The 24,278-nt window shown below is 37.7% G+C and carries 24 protein-coding genes; 7 read left to right on the top strand and 17 right to left on the bottom strand.

Annotated elements, in window-relative coordinates; all coding sequences use genetic code 11:
- Positions 1 to 4: 4 nt before the first annotated feature.
- Positions 5 to 880, top strand: coding sequence for a TatD family hydrolase (locus J2756_RS09045; RefSeq protein WP_209584853.1), 876 nt, complete (start codon positions 5 to 7; stop codon positions 878 to 880).
- 213 nt (positions 881 to 1,093) lie between these two features.
- On the opposite strand, the gene J2756_RS09050 is transcribed toward J2756_RS09045, so the two are convergent.
- The 4 genes from J2756_RS09050 to J2756_RS09065 all read right to left on the bottom strand — a co-directional run bounded on the left by J2756_RS09050 (position 1,094) and on the right by J2756_RS09065 (position 5,129).
- Positions 1,094 to 1,672 (bottom strand): TIGR00267 family protein, encoded by a 579-nt coding sequence (locus tag J2756_RS09050; protein ID WP_209584856.1) that lies wholly within the window; start codon positions 1,670 to 1,672, stop codon positions 1,094 to 1,096.
- A gap of 221 nt (positions 1,673 to 1,893) precedes the next feature.
- Positions 1,894 to 3,102, bottom strand: coding sequence for a hydroxymethylglutaryl-CoA reductase (NADPH) (gene hmgA, locus J2756_RS09055; RefSeq protein WP_209584857.1), 1,209 nt, complete (start codon positions 3,100 to 3,102; stop codon positions 1,894 to 1,896).
- Positions 3,103 to 3,376: 274 nt separating this feature from the next.
- Complete coding sequence (gene sucD, locus J2756_RS09060; RefSeq protein ID WP_209584858.1) at positions 3,377 to 4,237, bottom strand: succinate--CoA ligase subunit alpha; 861 nt, start codon at positions 4,235 to 4,237, stop codon at positions 3,377 to 3,379.
- Between the two features lie 166 nt (positions 4,238 to 4,403).
- A complete protein-coding gene (locus J2756_RS09065) occupies positions 4,404 to 5,129 on the bottom strand; it encodes a hypothetical protein (RefSeq protein WP_209584860.1) in 726 nt (241 codons plus the stop codon).
- A gap of 517 nt (positions 5,130 to 5,646) precedes the next feature.
- Between J2756_RS09065 and aroD the strand changes: the two genes are divergently transcribed.
- The 3 genes from aroD to J2756_RS09080 all read left to right on the top strand — a co-directional run bounded on the left by aroD (position 5,647) and on the right by J2756_RS09080 (position 7,421).
- Entirely contained in the window at positions 5,647 to 6,318 is a 672-nt protein-coding gene (gene aroD / locus J2756_RS09070; RefSeq protein WP_245316012.1) for a type I 3-dehydroquinate dehydratase, read from the top strand.
- Between the two features lie 4 nt (positions 6,319 to 6,322).
- Positions 6,323 to 6,961: a S24/S26 family peptidase gene (locus J2756_RS09075; RefSeq protein ID WP_245316013.1), complete on the top strand. Its 639-nt coding sequence runs from the start codon at positions 6,323 to 6,325 to the stop codon at positions 6,959 to 6,961.
- Between the two features lie 259 nt (positions 6,962 to 7,220).
- Complete coding sequence (locus tag J2756_RS09080) at positions 7,221 to 7,421, top strand: YwbE family protein (RefSeq protein WP_209584862.1); 201 nt, start codon at positions 7,221 to 7,223, stop codon at positions 7,419 to 7,421.
- A gap of 262 nt (positions 7,422 to 7,683) precedes the next feature.
- On the opposite strand, the gene J2756_RS09085 is transcribed toward J2756_RS09080, so the two are convergent.
- From J2756_RS09085 to J2756_RS09095, 3 genes are all read right to left on the bottom strand, one after another.
- Complete coding sequence (locus tag J2756_RS09085) at positions 7,684 to 8,646, bottom strand: zinc metalloprotease HtpX (RefSeq protein WP_209584864.1); 963 nt, start codon at positions 8,644 to 8,646, stop codon at positions 7,684 to 7,686.
- A 399-nt stretch (positions 8,647 to 9,045) separates the two neighbouring features.
- Entirely contained in the window at positions 9,046 to 9,669 is a 624-nt protein-coding gene (locus tag J2756_RS09090) for a DedA family protein (protein ID WP_209584866.1), read from the bottom strand.
- Between the two features lie 197 nt (positions 9,670 to 9,866).
- Positions 9,867 to 10,796 carry a hypothetical protein gene (locus J2756_RS09095; RefSeq protein WP_209584868.1) on the bottom strand — a complete coding sequence of 310 codons (930 nt, stop codon included), beginning with the start codon at positions 10,794 to 10,796 and terminating at the stop codon, positions 9,867 to 9,869.
- Positions 10,797 to 11,056: 260 nt separating this feature from the next.
- Between J2756_RS09095 and J2756_RS09100 the strand changes: the two genes are divergently transcribed.
- Both J2756_RS09100 and J2756_RS09105 read left to right on the top strand, forming a co-directional pair.
- Complete coding sequence (locus J2756_RS09100) at positions 11,057 to 11,434, top strand: PRC-barrel domain-containing protein (RefSeq protein WP_209584871.1); 378 nt, start codon at positions 11,057 to 11,059, stop codon at positions 11,432 to 11,434.
- Between the two features lie 64 nt (positions 11,435 to 11,498).
- Complete coding sequence (locus J2756_RS09105; RefSeq protein ID WP_209584873.1) at positions 11,499 to 12,248, top strand: ATPase; 750 nt, start codon at positions 11,499 to 11,501, stop codon at positions 12,246 to 12,248.
- 265 nt (positions 12,249 to 12,513) lie between these two features.
- Here the strand turns inward: J2756_RS09105 and J2756_RS09110 are convergent, their stop codons facing one another.
- From J2756_RS09110 to rnz, 10 genes are all read right to left on the bottom strand, one after another.
- Positions 12,514 to 14,046 (bottom strand): replication factor C large subunit, encoded by a 1,533-nt coding sequence (locus J2756_RS09110; protein WP_209584875.1) that lies wholly within the window; start codon positions 14,044 to 14,046, stop codon positions 12,514 to 12,516.
- Between the two features lie 13 nt (positions 14,047 to 14,059).
- On the bottom strand, positions 14,060 to 15,013 hold the full coding sequence (locus tag J2756_RS09115) for a replication factor C small subunit (RefSeq protein WP_209584877.1): 954 nt from the start codon (positions 15,011 to 15,013) through the stop codon (positions 14,060 to 14,062).
- Between the two features lie 263 nt (positions 15,014 to 15,276).
- Positions 15,277 to 16,569, bottom strand: coding sequence for a roadblock/LC7 domain-containing protein (locus J2756_RS09120; protein ID WP_209584879.1), 1,293 nt, complete (start codon positions 16,567 to 16,569; stop codon positions 15,277 to 15,279).
- A 385-nt stretch (positions 16,570 to 16,954) separates the two neighbouring features.
- Positions 16,955 to 18,400 (bottom strand): Ni/Fe hydrogenase subunit alpha, encoded by a 1,446-nt coding sequence (locus J2756_RS09125; protein ID WP_209584881.1) that lies wholly within the window; start codon positions 18,398 to 18,400, stop codon positions 16,955 to 16,957.
- 22 nt (positions 18,401 to 18,422) lie between these two features.
- Positions 18,423 to 19,334, bottom strand: a complete 912-nt coding sequence (locus J2756_RS09130) for an NADH-quinone oxidoreductase subunit B family protein (protein ID WP_209584883.1) — start codon at positions 19,332 to 19,334, stop codon at positions 18,423 to 18,425.
- Positions 19,334 to 19,894: a hydrocarbon binding protein (contains V4R domain) gene (locus J2756_RS09135; protein WP_209584885.1), complete on the bottom strand. Its 561-nt coding sequence runs from the start codon at positions 19,892 to 19,894 to the stop codon at positions 19,334 to 19,336. The genes J2756_RS09130 and J2756_RS09135 overlap by 1 nt, the downstream gene beginning before the upstream one ends.
- Positions 19,895 to 19,904: 10 nt before the next feature.
- Complete coding sequence (locus tag J2756_RS09140; protein WP_209584887.1) at positions 19,905 to 20,153, bottom strand: 4Fe-4S dicluster domain-containing protein; 249 nt, start codon at positions 20,151 to 20,153, stop codon at positions 19,905 to 19,907.
- Between the two features lie 505 nt (positions 20,154 to 20,658).
- Positions 20,659 to 21,126 carry a class E sortase gene (locus J2756_RS09145; RefSeq protein WP_245316014.1) on the bottom strand — a complete coding sequence of 156 codons (468 nt, stop codon included), beginning with the start codon at positions 21,124 to 21,126 and terminating at the stop codon, positions 20,659 to 20,661.
- Positions 21,127 to 21,256: 130 nt separating this feature from the next.
- Positions 21,257 to 21,994: a mechanosensitive ion channel family protein gene (locus J2756_RS09150; protein ID WP_209584891.1), complete on the bottom strand. Its 738-nt coding sequence runs from the start codon at positions 21,992 to 21,994 to the stop codon at positions 21,257 to 21,259.
- The gene (gene rnz, locus J2756_RS09155; protein ID WP_209584893.1) at positions 21,981 to 22,892 is read right to left on the bottom strand and encodes a ribonuclease Z; all 912 of its coding nucleotides are present in this window, start codon (positions 22,890 to 22,892) and stop codon (positions 21,981 to 21,983) included. Before rnz ends, J2756_RS09150 begins: the two co-directional genes overlap by 14 nt.
- Positions 22,893 to 23,213: 321 nt before the next feature.
- On the opposite strand from rnz, the gene nadC reads away from it, so the two are divergent.
- Positions 23,214 to 24,044: a carboxylating nicotinate-nucleotide diphosphorylase gene (nadC, locus tag J2756_RS09160; protein ID WP_209584895.1), complete on the top strand. Its 831-nt coding sequence runs from the start codon at positions 23,214 to 23,216 to the stop codon at positions 24,042 to 24,044.
- Positions 24,045 to 24,278: the final 234 nt, after the last annotated feature.

The raw sequence follows: 24,278 nt of genomic DNA on the forward strand, positions 1-24,278 counted from the left end.
AGCTATGGAACAGATTCCAGTGACAGACAACCACATACACGTGGATCCTGTAAATGGTGAAGGACCAGTTGCAGTGGCAACCAAATTTAAAAGGGCAGGCGGAAGTGTTATGATCAGTCCAAACAAGCCCACTTGGACTGTTGGGGCATCATGCAGCTTCAGGGAGGCAATGGAACTTGGAATAAAGTACGTGGATACCATAAACACTGAGACAGATGTTAAGGCATTTGCAGTTGTTGGAGCACATCCAGCTGAACTCTCAAGACGTATCAAAGAAGGTTTGGCCCTTGAAAAGGGTGAAGAACTCCTGAGAGATGCCCTTAAAACAGCTCAGAAGCTGGTTCTTGAGGGTAAGGCCGTTGGCATAGGTGAGGTTGGAAGACCCCACTACGAGGTTTCTACAGAAGAACTCCAGGTTCACAACAGACTCATCCAGTATGCAATGGAACTTGCAAAGGATGCAGAATGCCCAGTCCAGCTCCACACAGAAACTTCCGGACCCGGAGAGTTCAAAGAATTTGCCCAAATGGCAGATAAAGCAGGGCTTGAAAGATCACAGGTAATAAAACATTTCTCAGGGCCAATGGTACTTGAAGAAGAAAACCACGGACTCACACCATCCCTCATTGCAACGAGGGATGTGGTAACCGAGGGAGTTGAGAAGCTTCATTCAGGACTTCATTCAAATGGAAAACTGAACTTCATCATGGAAACAGATTACATGGATGACCTTTCAAGACCTGGAGCAGTACTCGGCCCGAAAACTGTTCCAAGGCGTACAAGAGAACTTCTTGAGAAGGGTATCATCACAGAGGACGAAGCCTACACGATACATGTTGAGAACATTGAACGGATCTATCATGTTGATCTGGGATTTTAAACCTTTAAAAACAAACTTAATTTTTAAAATATTTTTAAAACAAATCTTTTAAAATAGACTTAAGCATTTTTGAAATAGATTTAAGCATTTTAAAATAGACTTAAACAAAAATTTAAATAAAAAAAATGATGATTCAAATATTTTTTTTAAAATAAAAATAATTTAAAATAAAATATAATGTTTGGGTATTTTAAACCCAGTAAACTTATTTTTCTAGTGGCTTCCCCCAATAAGGAAACTTACAACACTTATAACTACTCCTATGGCCATTATCTCCACGCTCGTCCTGAGAAGGCTGCCTCTGGATACCTTACCCAGGTAAACTCCCAGAAGTATCAGGGCTGCAAAGCACAGAACAACAGTGGTTACTATGGCTGTCATCCTGTCTGCTATAACCAGAAATGGCAGAACCGGCACGAAGGAGCCTATGAAGCTTGAGAATCCATGGGTGAACATGCTCATGTGAACCCTTTTTTTGGCTTGATTGTGAATAACTGTATCTTCCAGCTTTCCCTCATCGAGCATCATTTTATGTTCAAGTTCCCTCATTGTACGGGTTTCTTCAGCCCGTTCCCCTATGAAAGAACCGAATGCATTGGACATTGCAAGTGCTATTCCCCCACTGAGCCCTGTAAGGCCGATAGCATAATTGGGTGTTGTTCCCCCACCTGCACTTGCAATCCCTGCAGCTGCAATTGTTATTCCCATAACCGCAAGGATTCCGTCCAGTGTTCCAAGGGCAATGTAACGGCTCATATTGAAGTATTCATGAATGAATTCGCGTATGTTCATTTTCTAGTTTATCTCCTGATAGATCTTAATTTTTGATTAAGTGAATCTTAAAAATAGAGTTATTGAATCATCTAATATTTAATTCTTTTAATTCTTCCTTTCATTTATTTAAGTTTCTATAAATATTATTTTTGTCATGATTTCATATTGATCAATAAACATGATTTTGGATAAAGCTGAACAGAAATCTAAAAAAGAGGGTTTAGAAATGATTATCCTCTTTATCCCCTTCCAAGCTCTTTATGTGCCCGTGCAAGGTGTCCGGCTGCAAGTGCGCCCATGAGTGACAGCTCACCAGCCAGCACAGCTCCTGCAAGTATCTCTGAAAACTTACCAACCTTTCCACTGCCGTAGGCATCCATTATTTCAAGGCATTCTCTTGCAGTTTCAAGCCTTGTGCCCCCGCCGATGGTTGCAACTGGAACATCTGGAAGGGTGACTGAGAAGTACAGGTCACCATCAACTGCTTCAGCTGTGGTTATTCCAAGGCTTCCCTCAACGATGTGAGCTTCGTCCTGACCTGTTGCAAGGAAAACAGCCCCGATAATGTTGGCGTACTGAGCGTTAAATCCCATGCTTCCTGCAATAGCGGAACCTATCAGGTTCTTTGCAGTGTTAACCTCAACAACTGCTTCAGGTGTTGTTTTAAGTTTCTTCTCAACGATCTCCCTTGGAATCAAAACCTCTGCAACCAGAGTCTTCCCACGCCCCTCAATGAGGTTCAGTGCAGATGGTTTCTTGTCAACACAGAAGTTACCACTTAAAGCAATGATATGTGCACCAGTTTTATGGGTTAAAAGGTTTAAAGCAGCTTCAGTTGCAATTGTAACCATGTTCATCCCCATACTGTCGCCTGTTGTGAAAACAAAGCGGGGATAAACGTACTTACCAACCACAACCACAGGGTCTATTTTAACAAGTCTGCCATGTCTTGTTGTTACCTCTGCAGCTTTTTTAAGCTCTTTGAAGTTGGATTCTATCCATTTCTTCACTTCAACGGCCTGAGCAACGGATTCAGCTTTTATAACTGGTGCCCGAGTCATTTTGTCCCCAACGATCCTTACGGTTGTTCCACCTGATGCTTTTATAACGGAACAGCCCCTGTTGATGGATGCAACCAGTGCACCTTCAGATGTGGCCAGTGGCACGTAGAACTCTCCATCTGCATGTTCACCAAGGATTTTAAGAGGTCCTGCAAGACCTAATGGTATTTGAACAGTTCCTATTGGGTTTTCAATGTTCCGTTTCATGGCCTCTCCCATATCAAGTGAGTACCTTGAAACATGCTCCAGACTGGTGTTTGAGAGTTTTTCAGCAAATTCTCTCCTTATCTCAAGGGCATCCACAACATTTTCAGTGTATCTATCAATTTCATGGAGTTTCATATTGCCATCTAACAGTTTTTGAATAATTTCCTCTTTTCCTGCCATTTTTCTCACTTAAAATCCTTTTTTCAATTGAAATATTTTTTTATTAGATCCATCCACTTGAATGGGGTTCAAATCCCAAAATATTCTCTTTAAATTGAAAACTCTTTAAATTGAAAATATAATATCTTATTTGTTTCTTTATTATAAAAAAAGTTATAAAAAATAATGATTAAATGATAAAAGAGAATTTTAAATTACTTCATTTTTTTTAAAATATCTCGTTTCAATTCTTTAAAAAGAATATTTAAGAATATTCCTTTCAATTGATATGTCCTTAAATCATATCCTTGATAATTCCTGCAATCTCAGATGGGCGTCTTGCAACACGTACGCCTGCAGATTCAAGGGCTTTTATTTTACTTGCTGCTGTACCGCTTTCACCATCAATTATGGCTCCTGCATGTCCCATTCTCTTTCCAGGAGGTGCTGTTACTCCTGCAATGTACGCAATAACAGGTTTTTTTATGTTATCAGCTATAAATGCTGCTGCTTTCTCCTCTGCAGTGCCTCCAATTTCTCCGATCATCACCATAAAATCTGTGTTATCGTCATCTTCAAACCTTTGAAGGACACTTGAGAAGTTCATTCCAACGACAGGGTCTCCTCCAATACCGAGGCATGTGCTCTGACCCATTCCAGCATTTGTTATCTGGCTTGCAACTTCATAGGTAAGGGTTCCGCTTCTTGAAACTATTCCAATGTTTCCAGGGCTGAATATGTGTGTGGGCATTATTCCAAGTTTTCCAACACCAGGACTTATTACTCCAGGGGTGTTTGGTCCAATGAGTGTGGTATCATTTTTCTCTGCGTAGGCAACTATCTCCATGGCATCGTGGACTGGGATGTGTTCGGTGATTATAACTGCCAGATCCAGTTGTGATATGGCTTCAAAGGCAGCATCCTTTGCAAAGGGTGCAGGTACAAATATTATGGAAGCGTTGATGTCAACATCATCCTTTATTTCTGCTATGGAATTGTAAATTGGCACTCCACCAATTTCCTGTCCTCCTTTACCTGGACTGGTTCCTGCAATTATGTTCGTACCGTATTCAATCATCTGTTCAGTGTGAAAGGAACCTTGCTTCCCTGTAACTCCCTGAACAGCACATTTTGTATTTTTATCAAGAATTATCATTAATTTCACACCCTACTTCATAAATTTACTGAACAACCCTTTAATATTTTGAGTTAACTGTGATTTTTAGTATCATTATTATCCAAAGTCTTTTTAAAGCTATTCTTTTAAGTTATTTATTATCTCAACAGATTCAATCATCTCAATCCTTAAATCCCCTATAAATTTATCCTAAAATCCTCATTCGAGATGAAAGTGGCACTGCCAGGTCCATAACATTCCCGTTCATGTAGGCTGAAACAGATACTATAACACTTCCAGGAATAACGTAGGAAGGTGTACCTCTCGTGACCAAGTAAACATTTTTGTTTCCAAGTGCAGCTCCAACCATGGCACCTGCAACGACTCCAACACTTTCTATATCTTCTATAGTTGCAATCACAACAGGATCATCAGTTTCATCTGAAACGTATCCCACACCAGGTATTTTACGGATACCATCCATTCCACCGCCACCAACATCTGTAACATTTTCCATGCCCCTTGCAGCATCCATTGCTGATTTTGCAACCTTTTTAACGAAGGGTTCACCCCCGTAGGTGTCGAAGGCCATAATTATTCCATCAGGATATCTGTCCTGCCGTATTTTTGCTTCAGCATAGGAAATACCTTCCCCTGCTCCTTCAGGAGTTTCTGATATTCCATCCACATCTCCCATGCTTTCTGCATTGTTCCGGAGTATGTCAACGATCCCTGCATTGACTGACTGAAGATTTGCATCCTCTACAAAGGCACTTATAACAACATCATCTCCGGTGATGTTTGTAAGAGCCGCTTTTTTTGCACCTATATCAAGGAGAGAAGGAATATCCCTTTCAAGGTTTTTTACAAGTTTTTTACTACATGAGACATCGTTCCCTGATATATCTGCACCAATTGAAGTTAACTTCAAGTTATCACCCTTGTGAATTTAAAATCATGAACAAAAATCATGTTTGAATCATGATACACCCTTTTGAATGGTACCATGTTCATATATGATGTTCAATTTTTTTCATATGATAAAATTCAATGATCTTTTGGGTCTTTGAGTCCAAAATTCATACGTCAGCCTTATATTGGGCGAACTTATTTTTATATATTTTTATAAGACACATTAATGGTACAGTTAAATTGGCCCTAAAATTAACTCAAAAAAATCTTCCCATTTTTCATTCCTATTTTTTTGAAAATAACTTATCATTAAAAACTTTCATTAAAAACCTGGAACATAGGGGGGAATATTTATGGATCAATATTCATATCAAATCATCAATATTCATATCAAATCTTTATTGAGTTATCATAAAAATATAGATAAAGAATGCTAAAATTTAAAACCTTGCTTCAATAGGTTTAGAGTTTTCAGTAAGTTTATGGATAACCATACATGATCATAAAAACTTCAATTTATCAGGATGTGCTAAGAATTGACTCAAAAACCAATGGTATGTGTCCCAATATTTCAAAAAAATGAGAAATCAATATTCAAAGCAGTAGAAAATGCTGTAAATAGTGGGGCGGACGTACTTGAGCTTAGAATTGATGCAATGGAAGATCCCTTTTCTGTGGATGTTAAAGGAATTATCAAGGATATAAAACATCCTGTGATTGCAACCAATAGGATGAAGGCTGAAGGCGGATTTTTTAAAGGAACAGAAGAAGAAAGGGTCAAAATATTAGTTGAATGTGCAAAATATGCTGAATTTGTTGATATAGAGCTTCAGACGGCTGAAGAAGACTTATCAAAAATTATAAAAGCTTCAAAATCAACAATAATTTCATATCATGATTTTAAAAGAACCCCTTCTTGCAGCGAACTTTTAAAGGTTGTAAGAAGGGAACTTGAAATTGGAGACATTGCAAAGTTTGCTGTAATGCCCACGAGTATAAACGACACTCTGATCGTACTGGAAGTTCTTTCACAGGTCAAAAATACAATAGGAATTTCCATGGGTAATATTGGAAGATACACAAGGGTTGTTGCACCTCTTTTTGGTTCACCAATCACATTTGCATCTCTTGATAAGGAATCAGCACCAGGCCAACTGGATATCAAAAACACAAAAAACATTTTGAATGAAATAGGAGACTGGCGGTGATAATTTGAAATCAAATAAATGGTTGATCATAGGATTGATAGTACTGATTGCTGCGGCTGCTTCAGCCTTTTATGTGGTAGAAAACTTACATAGTGTTGGTATAACAGTTCATACCAATGGTACAAGTGTTAATGTCAAAGCATCCTCATTTTTACCAGTTCCAAGTGCAATGATAACTGAGATGAATGAAAAAGCCCTGGTGGATATTCAGGATGAAGACAGCACAGTTTCAAGTGTCAAGGCAGATATGCAGGCAATTGCAAAGGAATACAACTACAATGCAACTGTTAAGATACAGTCTCAGTTTGGAACGGACCAACTGCCAATGCCAGCAACAGTGAATGGAACCTCAATGGTCCCAACCTTACAGGATGGACAGAGCCTGATCCTTCTAAAAACAGATGATTTCAAGGTTGGAGATATTGTGGTTGCTAAACACCCCGATTATGGCTTAATAGTGAAGAGACTGGCTGCAATCAATGGAACCATGGTTTACCTCAAAAGTGACAACACCAAAACAGAAGTTGTTGGAACTCAAACCATCTACGAGGATGGGTACTACCAAGTTGTCACCATTGAAAAAACACCTTTAAACACATGGCTTCCACGAGAAAATGTTATAGGCGTTGTGAAGGGATATTAAACCCTTTATACGCCTCTCTTTTAACACACAACCTTTTTTTAAAATACACATTATTTTTTTAAATCTGGAAAAACAACATTACAACAACTTTTTTATAAATAATTTTTATAAAATAATATAAAAGAAAGACTTAAAGTTTTTTATAAGTTTTTATAAAATTCTTCAATATTATTAATAAGTCCTAATAAAGTTTTATTTTAGAAATTATATTACTGATGAACTTTAAATAGAAATTTAAATGATAATAAATGGTGATAATATGAACGGACAAAATAGAAAGGATATAAAAGCAGGGATTGAAGTTTACATAGTGCTGAAAAAGGACCAGCGCACTGGAAAAAGAACCAAAGGGATTGTTAAGAATATATTAACCAAATCTTCATTCCACCCTCATGGAATAAAGGTAAGACTTCAAGATGGACAAGTAGGACGTGTTCAAGAAATTATAAATGATAATTAACTTGTAAATTCACTTATTCATCTGGATTAACCAGGATAAAGTTTCAATAAGATTAACAGTTTCAATTAACACTTTTAATATTTCTTAAATCCTCCATAATTTAAAAAATTTTATAGAACTAAAACACTTTAAAAACTATTTAATAGAAAATAGGTAGGTACCAAAAAAAATAATATCAGTACTAAAAAAAGTTAATAAAAGAATTTAAAGCATGAAAACCTTTAAATTCAATTATCCCTCCTAATCATGTTATTTTTTTGAGTTAACTCAATTCTGCCAGTCTTTTAACCCTTTTAACCATGTTTGGATGGGTTGAAAGGATTTCCATTAATTTGTTGGCAGTACTTATTTTTGCAGGGGTGTACCTTAACTCAGAAAGTTCTGCTTCACTTATAATGCCGTCCATGTTAATATCCAGCTGCCTGAGGTCGTTTATTTCGTTTCGTGCATCAGATACATCGTTAACAAAGAATGCCTTCACACCCTCAACTTCCTTCAACTCATCTTTGTTGAATTTAGCAGATCCATAAACGAGTTTGTAAAGGGCACTTGCAAGTTTGTGGGGTTTGCATCCCAGCTCAACACTGCCCTGGTCTGCGTAGTATTCCCTTGCACGGGAAACAAATAGGACGAGAAGCTGTCCTAACAGGTAAGCACCGAGAGCTGCAATTCCAATGATTGCACTTCCATTATCCCTATCTCCCCCTGAGAACAGGGTGCTGAAGAATATGTAGTAACAGATAAGGGGTACAACGCTTATCATGGTCATCACAATCATATCGCTGTGTTTTATGTGGGACATTTCATGTCCAAGCACAGCTTCAAGCTCATCTTCATCAAGAAGATTCATTATTCCTCTTGTTACACAGATCCTTCCATCTCTCTTGGTTCTGCCGAATGCAAATGCGTTTGGAAGGTTCATTTCAGCAATTCCAACCTTTGGCTTGGGGATGTTTGCCTTAATTGCAAGATCCTCGATCATTGCATGTAAATGGGGAGCTTCAGCCTCAGATACGTAGTGGACATGCATGGTCATCTCAACCATCTTAGGACCGAGCATGTACTGGGCGAAGACTATAATTATCGCGAATAAAGCATATATTCCAGGCCCTCCAAATCCAAAGTAATAACTTATAAGCATTACAAGAACATAAAGAAGCCCAAATAGCAGCACACTAGCTGCCCAAAGTCTTAATTTTAACTTCCAGGTACTCATACCCTTCATTTCAATCTCCTCTTTTTTAGTTTCATTGATCCAATATCTGTGGGTAAACTCTATAAATAATGTTGTGATACAAAGATCTTTTTTTGAAAACATCACTGATCTTTTGAATAGCCCATTTTTCGATGAATTTTGATGTAAATCCTTGCCTAAAGACATCACTGATGTAACCATATCCCTGTAAAAACTTCAAATAGACGTTAAAACTAAAAATATGGGCTAGAATAAGAACAATTAAATAATAAACCCAAAATCAGTTTTAATTAAATAGTTAATTAAAATAGGATTTAATTGAACATTAACTAAAATAAATAGGATTTAATTCAGTATTAACTAAAATAAATAGAATTAATTGAGTAGAATCACTTGAGTAACTAAGAGTAACATGTTAAAGTTAACATGTTAATCTATATTTGTTGTGTTTTTGTAGTGGTAAACCAGGTATCCTAAGAATGCAATTATTCCAATTGCCACGATTATGTCTAGTATGTGGAAGTAGCCCTTTATAATCTCCCATCTTGGACCTAACTGAACTCCTATATAACCCAGAACAAAACACCATGGCAGTGAACCTAAAAAGGTGTAGATCACAAACTTCTTGAGGTCCATGTGTGCAATTCCTGCAGGAAGTGATATGAACGTTCTGATAATTGGAAGCACCCTGCTTATGAGCACAGCTTCGTATCCGTAGCGTTCGAACCACTGGTCTGCAAGTTCGAGTTTGCTGTGGCTTATAAGTACATACTTACCGTATTTTTCAAGAAAAGGTCTTCCCCCTTTTAAACCTACGAAGTAGGCTATGAGGGATCCGAAGAGGTTTCCCAGAGCACCGATGAGGGTTATGCCCCAGAGTGTCATGTTGGTGTTACCCTGCCATACAACGAATCCGCTGAATGGCATGATAATTTCGCTTGGAAGGGGTATACATGCGCTTTCAAGGGTCATTCCAATGAAAACTCCCCAGTAACCAAGACTACTTATAAGAGATATTGCGAAGTTGCTTACAAATTCTACTAGTCCTACCATGCTATTATCCTGCCATATACTACTTTAAATCAAATCTTTAAATCCAATTTTAACTTAAACATCAAAAAGACTTTTTCAATGTAAATTGTTTCTTTTCCATACAATATAAAAATGTGTAATTAGTTCCTAAGCTCATTGCACCCTATATAATTTGATAATATTCAGTTTATGTTTTAACAGCTATCTTCAGGTTAACCTCACTCAAACTTAATAAATTTTTCAGGATTGAAACCCTGCTCAAGCAGGATCATCCTATCAGATTTCTGCAATGGTTTTTGGGACACAGGAGGTATGGGAGTTCCCTTTTTGGCAAGTACAGTTCCACCCTTCTTATTTGCGGCTAAAAATTTCCCAGCATTTCCATTTATAATTATAATTCCACTTTTCATATCGATCGCTGTGAAATCATCAGCATCACCGTTTATAATGATGGTTCCACCGTTCAGGAGTGCTCCAGTATTTTTTCCTGCATTTCCATTGATCCGAACTCTGCCTTTCTTCATGAGTATTCCAGTGCTCAGGTCAACGTTGCCCCTCATGAAAACCTCTGCATCCACATCAAGCCTGGCTCCAACAGTGTCCTTAACAGTCCCATCATCAATTATCAATTTTTTACCTGTTAATTGACAACCAATGAGTTTGTCCTGTCCTGAACCATTTTTAAGGATGTCAGTGATGGATATGAATTTTTTGTAACCATTTTCATCTGATTTAACTTCAACCAGGTTACCTACAGGTTCTTTAACCTTTCCTTTAACGTAAATGGATCCCCCAACCATGCTTATACCCATTCTGGTATCAACGGACCCATCAACGTACACATCACCAACAGGAATGTTTTCACCAGTTCCACCAAAGTATTTGAGGTCAGCCCCCATACTTGAACAGAGCCTGTGACCCGCATCACCTTTAATATGCACATCCCCACCATTTTTCAGGTGTTCAACCAGATCACCAAATGTTTGGTTGTTATCAGGTATTTTCCAGCTTGGATCAAGTTTTTCTCCTTTATGCTGCCAGTGAAAGTTGTACGTGAAGTCGCAGAGACAGTCAACAGGTTTCTGGAGTTCTACCTCCAGCACATCTCTATCAGATTTTTCCTTGGATTTTCCAAATAGTTTGAACATTTGAAACCACCTTTGATGTGTTTTTATATCAGATGCATATGATTAATCTTTTCATTTAAAACTCCATTTGAACGTCTTTTCATTTAAATAAAAAAATATATCTTTAAAACTTTTTGAATGTTCCAAAGCATTTTGAAGGTTAAATTAACCATTTTGTCCTATTTAACGGTTTTTAGGTTTGATTAGCAAAGTATAAATAGTATCATCCAAAATAAGAATCTTGTTAATGTTAAAAAGTATTAAAAAATAGGGGTGTTTACGTGGAACTCAAAGCAAAGAAATTTTTAGGAAAAAAAGTCCTGGACAGCGACCTTTTTGAAGTTGGAGAAGTATCTGATTTTGAGTTTGATACAGAAACATGGCTCATCAAATCTTTAATGGTATCCACAGGTGTTATGGGCATTGAAGGTTCATTCAAGGTAACCTGTGAAGAGGTTGACAAAGTGGGAGACCAGATAATGCTCAAACTCAAAAAAGAGGAAATAGATGAAAGGGCAGAAAGACCACTCCAGAAAAGCACAGAAAGCGCTAAAAAAACACTTGAAAATGTTGGTAAATCCGTTACAAAAACCGGTGGGGACATTAAAAAGACAGTTACAAGTAAATCCCTGCGTAAAAAGGAAGAAGAAGAGGATTGAGTTAAAAAACTCCACTCTTTTTAATTGAATCATCAAAGCTATTTTTTAGGGTATTCGTGGTAATATGAGCATAGAAAAGGCCGAATTTTTACATAGAATTGGCGTGGACACAAGGTTCGTCAGCATAATGGATGGGCATGTTTTCATAAACAACCTGAAGTTCTCAAGATTTTCAAGAAGAAAGGAAGAACTTTTCCTGGGAAAATTCCCAGATGAACATGTTGTAAGGTCCAAAATATTCCAGAAAATATGTACAAGGGCTTCAAGAAACCTTAAAACATCCCTAAACCCCAATGATAAAATATTTATTCTTGATAATGAAGCTGAAAATGTTGTGGAAAAAAACTGTTTTAAATATGCTCTGCTCACAGTTTTAGAGCCTTACAAAAGAAAATACGGTATTGAATTCATATTCGGCAGCTCTTTAAAAGATTCCGAGGGTTCGGGTGCAGATTCAATTGCACTGCCTGTCACCCTGGATGCAGAATCAATTAAAATAGTTGATATTATCCTTATGGGTGGTAGAATATGTTCTCCAAGCTCCAAAGGAAGCTTCCAGAACATGAAACTGATTTATCCCCTTTTAAACGTTCCAGATTCATGGATAATTTCATGGCTTGAAAAACAGGACTTAAGTTGCAGATTCCAACATGAAACAACTGAATTTAACACAATGGAACATGGAACCAAAAATGAAAACATGGCTTCAAATGATTTTTCAAAAGATTTAATAGATTTTTTAGGGGATTTCATTCCAGATGTGCGGGAGAACATCCTCAAATCTGCAGAATTCATTCAAGAAAATCATATTTAATAGTTAATCATTCATGAAGTTTTTTTCAACGTCTTTTTTAGATTCCTTTTTGGTATTTTTTCTAAAATTTTTAATAAGTTAGGTTTAATTTTTACTTTTAAGCATTGTAAAATCAATACAACACTATTTATAAGCTTAATTATCCTTAATTAATTGTTTTCATCAAATTTCTAATAAGAAGTAGAACTAAGGAATAAAAAAGGTAGAAGGAGAACTAAGGAATAAAAAAGGTGGAAATAGGGTACATTAAGAATTGGGATCAGATCTAGAAACTGAAAAGAGAGGTTTGTTTATCTTTATTTCCCTTTTTATCCCTAGTTTCATCTGATTTTTTGGATTCATCATCTTTTTTAGGTTCAACTTTCTCTCTAGAATTTTTAGATACTGAAGTGGATCTTCGAGATTTTTTGTCTGATTTTTCTTCAGTTTTTTCCTCAGAGGGTGTGGATGATTTAGTTTTCCGGGTTTTAGCTGAACTTTTAAGATTTTCAGGTTTCAAATTGAAATTAAGAGACTCATCGATCCCATTTTTGGATTCCTTCTCAGCTTCTTTCTTAGCCTTTTCACGGGCTTTTTCTATCTTTTTAACGGGTATCTTCTTTGAACGGAAGAGTTTAACCTCATCATCTGCCAGTCCGAAGTAATCTGTCATTTCATAGGCCACTTCATCGTCCTGGAACATGATCTCGAAGTAGGGGAACTGTTCACGTGCAACCTTTTTAGAGGTGTGAAGCTTCTCTCCAATCTTAACTGCAGCCCTATCCCTCAGATCCCGTTTTGCACGACTTTTTGAAAGCATACTGTAAACTGATGAATTGGTGTAACGTGCAAACTTCTTGTAGGTTTCATCCTTTGAAACTGCAACTCCCAGACTCATCAAATCATATGCATACTTCCAGTAGGAGTAAACACGGGTGTTGAAAGCCCGACCAAGATATGTATCCGCAAGTGAAACCATTTCATATGCATCAATTATTTCATAGGCCTTTTCATATTCCCGGGGAATGTTTTCAGTCACAAGCTCAAGTATGAAATTAGGTTCAGCTTCTAACTTCATAGCATCCTTTATCCTGTGAATGTTTTTACTTTTAAGTACCACACGCACAGAATCGAATATGTTTGCAACATCATCCTTCTTTGAGAGAATATCAAGGTCTTCCGAGGTGACTTCAGATTTTCCACGGGCCATAACTTCCAGGTCGTTTATTGCAGATCGAAGGTCTCCATTTGAACGTTTTGCAAGGTTTCGAAGCACATGTTCCTCAAATTTAACTCCCTCCTTAACACATATCCTCTTCAAAAGAGCAACTATTGAGTTGGTATGAACCTTACGGAGATTTATAACGTTGCATTTGGTTTTAAGACTTTTGAGCCTTTTACTGTAGGGATCGTTTGCCATCATTATGAGGGGGTGACGTCCCTCCTTGATGATTTTACTTATTGCTCTGGTACCTCCACGATCCTCTGTTCCATGGATTCCATCCACCTCATCAAGTATTATGAGTTTTAAACCCTCACCAAAAAGTGATCTTGAAACTGAAGCCTCACCAACGGTGTTAACGATTATGTCGTAGGATCTCTTGTCACTGGCGTTGAGTTCTATGTGTTCTGAAAATTCCCTTGCAGCCAGATGGGCCATTGTGGTTTTACCGGTACCTGGCGGACCCACAATTAGCAGACATTTTTGTGGATTGCCCTTCAACCACTCCTCAGCCCATTCGAGTATTTCCTTTTTAACCTTGACGTTCCCCAGAACTTCATCAAAGTTCTTTGGACTGTATTTTTCTGTCCACAACATTTTCTTCTGCCCTTTATTTTAATAAAAATTTGGTTAAGAGAGCTTCAAGCTGAATCCTTGGATTTGATCCTTCCCTTATCCTGTAATCGTACTCTCCAATACTTTCTATCAATCGTATATATTTATCTCCAGGTATCAGGTCATCCATGGCCATCCTTGAAACTTCCTGGTAGATCTGGGTTACCATATCCTCTCCACTTGTACCTTGAACAACCATAACCTCACGTAGAAGGTCCCTTGCACCCATAAAGTCACCGTCAAGGGCTTTGTTCACGATCTTTCGAACATCCTTTGGTTTGGCCTTTGATACAACTTCATGAACGCTCTCCTCAGTGAGTTCCTCATCTCTGGATGAAGATGCCTGGAGTATGTTCACAGCACGCCTCATATCTCCCTCTGAGAAGTAAACAATACTTTCAATAGCTCCGGGGCTGGTCTTCAAGTTCTCTGCTTCAGCTATTTTTTGAAGTCTTTTGATGATCTGGTTGCCCTTAACCGGTGCAAACCTGAAGATAGCACATCGGGATTGTATAGGATCTATTATCTTTGAGGAGTAATTACATGAGAGTATAAATGAAGAAGTCTTTGTGTACATCTCCATTTCCCTTCTCAGGGCATGCTGTGCATCCTTGGTCATGTTGTCAACTTCGTCCAGGAATATGATCCTGAAGGGGGCTCCAACAGCCTTGAGTCTGCAGAAGTTTTTGATGTTATTCCTCACAGTGTCTATTCCCCTGGCATCTGAAGCGTTCAGCTCAAGGAAGTTCTGCTTCCAGTACTCACCGAGCACGGCCTTTGCAAGTGCAATTGCAGTGGTTGTTTTTCCAACACCTGCAGGGCCTGTGAACATCAAGTTGGGCATACTGCCTTCATCTATGTACCTTTTAAGTCTGTGAATTATATGATCCTGACCCACAACCTCATCGAGGTTTTGTGGTCTGTACTTTTCAACCCATGGTCCATTCATTTCATCACCATTTTCTCTACATTTTATTTTTATCTACAAATGATATTTGTAAAATCTGCGTATATTATTTTGTGCAGACATTTTTTTTTAGATAATTCATTTGAATCATTTAATACAAATTTTTTTTATAAAATTTATAAAAAAGGATTTAAATGCTTTTTAAGTTTTGATTTTAATTTTATTAATTAAAAAGTGAATTTTATGGATAATATGATCTTATCCTTCTATTATCAAAGAATTAAATGGATAAGATTTATTTAACTTCATTCAAGGAGACTGCTGAGTTCAGGGTGGATATTCTCTGTTATGCCCAGCTCTTTCATTGCACCACCATAGGATGTGGTTATTACCTGAAACTCCCGTCTTACCATTCCTCTGAAGGCACCATAACCCATTACTTTACCATAATTTTCAGTTATAACTGTAATTATTCCTGTGAAATCATTTATAAATGTTTCTTGACGTTCATTTATGGGTATCTTCTCGGCATTTTCTTTGATCTTATCAAAATCAATTGTGGAATTGTTTTTAACTTCAACACCTTCAAGAAGCTTAGGATACTCTTCAACCGGAAGAAATTTCTTTGTAAGTCCCTTTGCAGGTGCCAGCCCCATGATCTTACCCGCACCTATTGCCATGGCCAGGAATATGGATCTGTATATATCCATGATGAGATCTGCCCTTTCTTGGGGATCTTCAGGTACATTCACATTATCTGGAAGTTTTGGGAATGTTATTGGAGGTTTTATAATTGGAATTGATGATTTTACCTCAACAATTTCCTCTGAATTTTCCCTGGTATCTACATCAAGATCTTGCTCTGAATCCCCACCATCTACAACTTCTTTTAAACTTTCTACAAACTCTTCAGGAACTTCAACCTTTTCTTCAAGTTTTAACAGTTCTTTTGAAGTTAAATCTTCTTTTAAATCTTCTTCTAAATCCTTTTCTAGACTTTTTCCCAGACTTAAATCTTCCATATGGATTTCTTCAGTTTTTTCAGAAACAACTGCCCCTAAAACCTCTTCTTGTTTTGAAGCTTCTGCAACTAATGTTTCAGAACCGATTTCTGGTTTAACATCAATTCCTTCCATTGCAGGGGTATCAGGTTGTGAAGTTTCAACCCTTTCTTCCATTAATTTTTCAGGGGTTTCCACAGGAATTTCAGATTCGGAGGTTTCAAAGTCCTTTAAAATTTCATTCAGGCCTTTTACAGCTCTTTTAGCAGATACCATCACCATTCCAATATTTGCAGATATCTTCATCAGAACTATTAAATTGACCTTTTCAAGGTGGAAAAAAAGGGCTTTACCATTTTTAGATTCCACAAGAACTCTTTCAATTTCCCCCTGGTCTGCAGAATTTAAAAGCCTCCTGGATGAACTTGTGATCACACTTGCCATTGAACCGAAGAGGGAAATATCAGAACTACTGAAAAGCTTATGATATAAAATCACACCGTTACTATCAATTATTAGACTGCCATCAACACCTTCCACCTTGTTCAGGTTATTAACACTTCTTTCAAGCTGATTTTGCATTTCAGGGTCTTTCATAGGATCACTTCGCAGTTAAAGAGTTAAATTATTTGTTACTAATTTTTTTGATTAATTTCTGGTTTAATGATGTGTGAACAAGATCAAAGTCTAGAAATTCTATTCTAAAACTAGATTGAACATCGGGTTTTATAATTTTTTGCAAATATCCAAGTTTTATGAAAAATCTTTAGACTCATCCTAAACTTTTTAATAGATTTAAAAAATTTTTAATAAAATTCAGATGATTATACCAATATCTTTATCATAGAACTATTACTCACAATAGAAATACTATTATTCCTCATGATTGGGGTGTAACTAAATTAAAAACAATTTTTAAAAAATAATTAAAAGAATGTAAACCCTAGAAAAATTAAAAAAATAGGGTTTAAGGTGCAAAAAATTAGATCACGTGTCTTTTAACGAGAATTCCATCGGCATCGTGTATGTCCACGAGTAGAGGTGATTCTCCATTTATCATGTGGGTTGCACAGGAGAGACATGGATCGTAAGCCCTTATTATCATTTCAAGCCTGTTTTTAAGACCTTCAGATACTTCTTCACCATGTATCAATGCTTTGGCGGTTTCTCTTACTCCTATATCCATTGAAAGGTTGTTCTGACCTGTTGCAACTATTAAATTGGCTCTCTGAATTATTCCTGCACCATCAGTTTCGTAGTCATGTATCAGGGAACCCCTTGGAGCTTCGATTATACCAACACCCCTTAGAGTTTCATTTGATTCTTTGGCCTCTGCACGTGTCATTAAACTGTCCACTCCCTGTCTGATGTCCTCTCCAACAATTGCATCATCTTCAAGTAACTCAACTGCACGTTCTGCAGAGTACATAAGTTCTATTAAACGTGCATAATGGTAGAGAAGAGGGTTCTGTGCCATTCCAAACTTGTCCTTGTACTCACCGTAGAGAGCTCCTGCCTTTTCTGTTGGTACCTCATCAACGATGTTAAGCCTTGCAAGGGGTCCAACCCTGTAACTGCCGTCTGGGAAACCAACCTGTTTGAGGAATGGGAACTTCATGTAGGACCACGGCTGAACCTTTTCTTCTATGTAATCGAGGTAATCATTGGATTCGAACTCATGAACCATACTGCCTTCCTTATCAATGACCTTCATTTGACCGTCGTAGAATCCAAGCTTACCACCAGAGGTTAATCCTCCGAAGTAGGTTTCAACAGGACCTAACGTTTCAATTGCATCAGCATACTCTTCAAACAATGGTTTTGCAACTTCAACACCAGCTTCAACCAGTCCAACGCATTCTTTTGCGTCGTTAAGTAATTTATCCCTTCCTTCAGCATCCAATCCCTTTGACTGACCTCCAGGTACAGCTGTAACTGGATGCACTGGTTTACCTCCGATGATGCTGGTTATATGCTGACCAACTGCCCTGGTCTTGATTGCCATCTTTGCAAGGTCAGGGTTGTTTTTTATAATTCCAAGAACGTTCCTTTCAGCTGGGTCTGAATCCGGACCCATTACAAGGTCTGGTGCTCCCAAAAAGTAGAAGTGAAGTGAGTGGGAGTGAACGTACTGACCCAGAAGCATTAATTCTCTCAATTTCTCTGCTGTTTCTGGTGGTTTAAGTCCGAAAACTGCATCTGTTGCTTTTGCTGATGCTATGTGATGGGCTGTCTGGCAGACACCACATATCCTTGGGGTTATACGTGGTGCTTCTTCCACTGCAGCACCTTCAAGGAACTTTTCAAATCCCCTTATCTCCATAACATGGAAGTGAGCATCTGAAACATTTCCACTGTCGTCCAGTTGAACGGTGATTTTTGCATGTCCCTCAATCCTTGTTACCGGGCTTATTTCTATCTGTTTCATCTTATATCACCTTATTAATAGTTTATTTCTTGATCAGCTGAGGGATCAATGAAACTTTCTTATTCTCCATTATGGTACTTCCAATAACGAATCCGTAGACTAAATGACCCTTATCGTAGATCTGCTTTTCCACATCTTTGTGTGGCATCTTTGAAAGGTGAGCTATCCTGTTTACAAGACAGTTGTAAACATCGTGGTTCGGCTCCCTCAGCACATCCAGGGATGGACCTCCGCATCCATGACATGGAATTCCTGCAGCAGAACACATTGCACCACATCTTCCAAGGGTTACAGATCCAAGACAGATGTATCCCTGACTCAGGAAACACTTCTCAGGATCCATGTCTCCAACAACCCTTCTTTTGAGTTTGTCAAATTCAACATGATCCATCTGCCTGTGACAGTCTGCACAAACAGATTTTTTAGGAATTTCTGGAACTTTTCCATCTATAAGAGGTATTAAAACGTCCTTTATGAGACCCTCTTTTGGAGGACATCCTGGAAGGAAATAATCTATATCTGCAAGGTCCCCTGCAGGATGCACTATTGGTAAGAGTTCAGGAACAACTTCAGATGGCTGTTCTGCAGGTTCTGTACTTTTATTATCTGAGAAACTTCTGGCTGAAAGATCCTCTGGACTGTAAAGGTCAGCCATACATGTAATTCCACCGTAACAGGCACAGGTTCCATATGCTATGAGTGTTTTTGATTTTTCACGGAGTTCCTGAAGTCTTTCCTTGTTGTCCTCATTTCTAACGGATCCAGAAACTATTGCAATATCAATATCATCTGGTATCTCCTTCACATCCATGAGTATTGGTGCGTAAACTATTTCTGCATGTTCCAGGAGGTCCAAAAGTTCTTCATGAAGATCTAAAATTGATAATTCACAGCCTGCACAGCTTGCAAGCCATTCAAGGGCGATTTTCACCATTATTTACCACCCCATTTTATTGTTAATGTTTTAAGACAGGCATTTGGTCCTACATGGTCTATATCCAGTTTTCCACGAATTCCCATAACCTCTTCAACTGCACCTACTGTGTAACCGTAGAGCAGGTAGCATAGGGGTCCTTTCTGTTGTAATCCGGTTCTTCTAAGTGTTTGCCTTACAACGCAGTCTCTGAATATTAGTTTAACAACTGTTTCATCCCCTTTTTCTATGGTGTACTCTGTCTGGTCTGCAGGTTTCCACATATCGAAGTAAAATTCTATACCTAAAATTTCGCTTAATTCCTGCATGGCCTTTTCAAGGTTGTCTGTTTTTTCAACGAGCTTGCCTGCTTCGTGTCCCATTCGTTTACCTGCCTGGTAAACAATGGCGTTTGCACCTCTACCTGAAACCTGCTCAAGTGCGCTGGACATTGAGCCCATAAACTTCATGAGAACGTGAAGAGCTTCTTCATAGTCGTTTATATCGCCACCGCATTCCGCAGGGATGAGTTCAGGTTTAAAACTTCCTAATACTTCTTTTTCTTCCCTCGTTATTTCCATGGAAATCTCCTCACACTATTTTTTTAATCACTTCATTCACGTCTCTGTCTATGTAAAGCCTTTTAGCAACATGTATGTCCTTATGTTCCATTGCTTGAGCTGGACAAATTTCATGGCAGGATAAACAGGCCATACAATCTTCTTCTTTAACGACCTTGGTTTTCCAGTCATCATCCATTTCATAGACATCGTTTGGACAATCTTCAACACAGGATGCACATCCAACACATGCTTCTTTGTCTATTTCGATTTTTACCATTTGTACTCCTCTGATTTACTTTTAAATCATAGAAATTTTTTTTTAGTTTCTTTTTTTACTTGTGGAAAGGTTTAAAAATTAACAATTCAATCCATTCCCTAGTTCAATCCTTATTTTTATAATACTTATTCACTGTTCTCTTAAATACTTATTAATATGGAAGTTTCATTGTTAATAAAAATTTTATTGTTAATAAACTCTTAATATTTCACCTTTCCAAGTTTCCAGTCATAAATTGTATAAATATGAATTTAAAGTAAGGTCACCATTATTTATATTTTGTGGACTGAAGCAGTGAAATAACTGAACCAAAATTGGTTATTTACCTTAAATAAAATATTAACAGAATTAAAACCTTAAATAAAATATTAACAGAATTAAAATTGATATTAAATGGCCATGGCAATTAAGTTCATTAAAAAAAATTCATTAAAAAAAAATTCAGATACCCCTAAAAATTGTAAAAAATGATCAATAAAAAAAATGAACACAGTCCATGGGGGGTCTAAATATCAGACGTGGACTGTAACTTGCAGTGTGTGACCCATGCTGCTTTTTTATGTCCTGGAGGATGACAGCTTACAAGTAAAAGACGCGCCTCTCCCTTTTGGGCAAATTTTATGGGATGTTCCTTGTAATCCCATCTTACATCATCTCCATTGGATGTTACAATGTAAGTGTACTTCTTCTTAGCGTAACTGTCCTTTATTATAACTTTATCTCCAACCTTGAGGGTATTTATGTAACGGAATAGGGCAGAATATGTTGTTCTGTGACTTAAAAGTCCACATTCCCCTTGCATACCTGGATCAACACTTTCAGGGTAATGGTAAGCAGTGTTGTATGCGTTTACAGTAACTGAACTTATTGTACAATCAACTCCAAGTTTTGGGATTATGAGCTCATCATTGAGAATTGATGAGGAACCAGCACTTGCAGAGGATGGATCAAGTGGATCAACTGGAGAACTCATACTTTCCTGATACTTTTTCAAATTAGTTTGGGCCTGTGCCACTTCCTGTGACTGTTCATAACTTACCCAGAGAACGCTAAAACAAATTAAAGCACAGAAAGAAATTATTAGCACGGAATATAATCTGTATTTACGCATTTTTATCAACCAACAGTTTTTTTACTTCCATTGAAATGGATGATCTGTACTCCGCCACCTTCCAGGGGTCATCGATCCAGACATTCAATGTGGCTTTTACTCCTTCTTCTGAAAGCTCTTTTATGAGTACGTTGGGGTTGGGTTCTTTTGAGACACCCTCAACCTTTGAGGAGATATCCTTGAGTGCTTTCAGTGTATCTTCAAGTTCCAACTTGTAGGGTATGGTTATGTCCAGGCCAACCCTTCTCATATCAAGTGCTGTGCGGTTTATGTAAATTCCATTTGAAAAGAGAGAGTTTGGGATGGTTATAACGTTGTTGTCTGCAGTTATAAGGGTGGTTATTCTGAAACCCATCTTCGTGACTCTTCCCTGCTTTCCTGATATCTCTATTTCATCCCCCACCTTGAAACCCTTGTCTGCAAGTATGAAAAGTCCTGCAATAAAATTTGAAAGTGTGTCCCTTGCTGCAAAACCCACAGCAATACCAACAACACCTAAACTTAAAATTATGGCCGTGATATCGATACCAATTTCATGCAGCATCATGCTGGCTGCCACAGCAATTATAGAATACTTTATTATTTCATTTAAAACCTGGATGAAGGTTAACTCCACTCCCCACTTTTTTCCAGTTCTTCGGGTAAGGTAGGTTAGTCCTTTAAAGATCAGAAATGCACTTGCAGCTGTAATCCCAATTATGAGGAGATCTATTAAGCTAATTCCTGCCATCTCTCTTCACCTCAAAACTCATGAAATCATCTGCAAGTACTGAATTTTTGAACACAGAGACAGCTTCACTTTCAAGTGTGCTTGCGTCCTTGTATCTGGTGCTTATATGAGTTAATATCAATTTCTGGACTCCGGATCTCCTGGCGATTTCTGCGGCTTCTGCAGCTGTTGAATGTCCTGTTTCATTGGCTTTCATTTCATTTTTGCTGTCAAAGGTTGATTCATGTATGAGAAGATTTGCATCCTTTGCAAATTCAACCATCTGGTCACAGGGTCTTGTGTCTCCGGAATAAACGATTTTAATCCCTTTCCTCTCTTTTCCAAGTACCTGATCTGGATTTACAGTTACATCTCCAACCTTGACTGATATTCCCCTTTGGAGTTTCCCAAAATCAGGGCCGGGTTTAACCCCACAAGCTACTGCTTTTTCCCTGAGGAATTTTGGGGCTCTTTTCTCAGTTATACAGTAAGATACATTGGGAACTGAGTGTTCAGTGTTGCAGCAAGTTACAATGTAATCTTCTTCTTCAAGAGCAACTCCATTTTTTAATTCGTGGGCATGTATTTCAAAGGATAGTGCGAAGTATCCCATGTTTTTAATATTTTCAATGAGTTTTGAAAGTCCCTCCGGTCCAAATATATGGAGAGGTTTTTTTCTACCACGAAATGCCATTGATTGAATTATTCCTGGAAGACCTAGGAAATGATCTCCGTGAAAATGTGTTAAAAATATTTTATCAACTTTCATAGGGCTTAACTTGGCCCTTGACATCTGTCTTTGAGTTCCTTCACCACAATCAAATAACATGATCTCTCCAAAGGCTTTTAAAGCTATTGCGGAGTGATTTCTGTAATTTGAGGGCATTGCAGATGATGTTCCAAGAAATATGAGTTCCATTATGTGTCACCGTGATATGGGATTGTACTTAGATTAATTTCATAAGGTTTGGATTAAGATATTTGGATCAATCTTAATTATCCGATGTGAATACAATTTTTAATTAACCATCATTTAGTTCATATTGTGATCTTAACACAAACCATAAATGGCCTTTGCTTTTATATTAACATTTATATTCTTATTTTATATAATTCTATATAGATGTTCATTAAAATTTAATTGTAAAACACAGCAGTTCAAGATCACAGGCTCCTGAATTCAGAGCCTAATTCATCCAACTGCCTGATTGAACAGGAATATTTCATTAAAAGTGAGACTATGAATCAAGATATAGCTAAAATTCTTTATGATGATGTTGGGTTTGAAGATATAACAACCAAAGCATTGATACCTCCGGGTCTCGAAATTGAAGCTGAGATAATATGCAAAGAAGACGGTGTCATTGCAGGTGTTGAACTTGCAGACACTATATTCAAGGAATTTTCAATAAAAACCTCCATTAAAAGGTACGATGGTGATCTGGTTGCTGCAGGAGATGTTGTAATGGAGCTTCAGGGTGATGCAAGATCCATTATCACAGTTGAAAGAACAGCTTTGAACCTGCTCATGAGGATGAGTGGCATAGCATCACTGACTTCGAAGATGCTTGCTGATGTTAAACAGGTTAACAAAAACATTATCCTGGCAGGAACACGTAAAACCACTCCCGGCCTTCAATTCTTTGAAAAAGATGCTGTAAGGGCTGGTGGGGGTGACACTCACAGGTACAGGCTTGACGATGCTGTTCTGATTAAAGACAACCATATTGCAGTTGTGGGTAATGTTAAAAAGGCTGTGGAAAAGGCCAAGGATTATGCAAGCTTCACCAAGAAGATAGAAATTGAAGTTGAAAACAGTCACGATGCACTGGAAGCTGCAGCTACCGGTGCAGATATTGTGATGTTGGATAATATGAGCCCTGAAGAGGTTCAAAACGTACTTGAAGACCTTGAAAATGAAGGTTTAAGGGATAAAGTTCTGATTGAAGTTTCAGGTGGGATAAATCCGGATAATATTATGGAATATGTAAAGAAGGGTGTTGATGTAATATCTACGGGTTATATAACCCACTCTGCACGGGCCTTGGACATGAGTCTTGAGGTTCTGTGATCTGCATTCAACTATATGGAACTTAGGTAGTATCTGCACAAAAGCTGAAGTTTCCCAGAAACATTCCCTTTATACTCTTTTTATATTTTTACTTTGAGCATTAATAATTTCGATGAGTTTGGATGAACTTATAGAAATTAGCATAGTCACTTTTAATTTAATACAATAAATTTATATAGGTCCCACCATAGATAAAAATAAGTGAGATAAAAATAGAAATAAATCTTATTATGG

Source organism: Methanobacterium aggregans (genome assembly GCF_017874455.1).
In the GTDB taxonomy this organism is placed as follows: domain Archaea; phylum Methanobacteriota; class Methanobacteria; order Methanobacteriales; family Methanobacteriaceae; genus Methanobacterium_C; species Methanobacterium_C aggregans.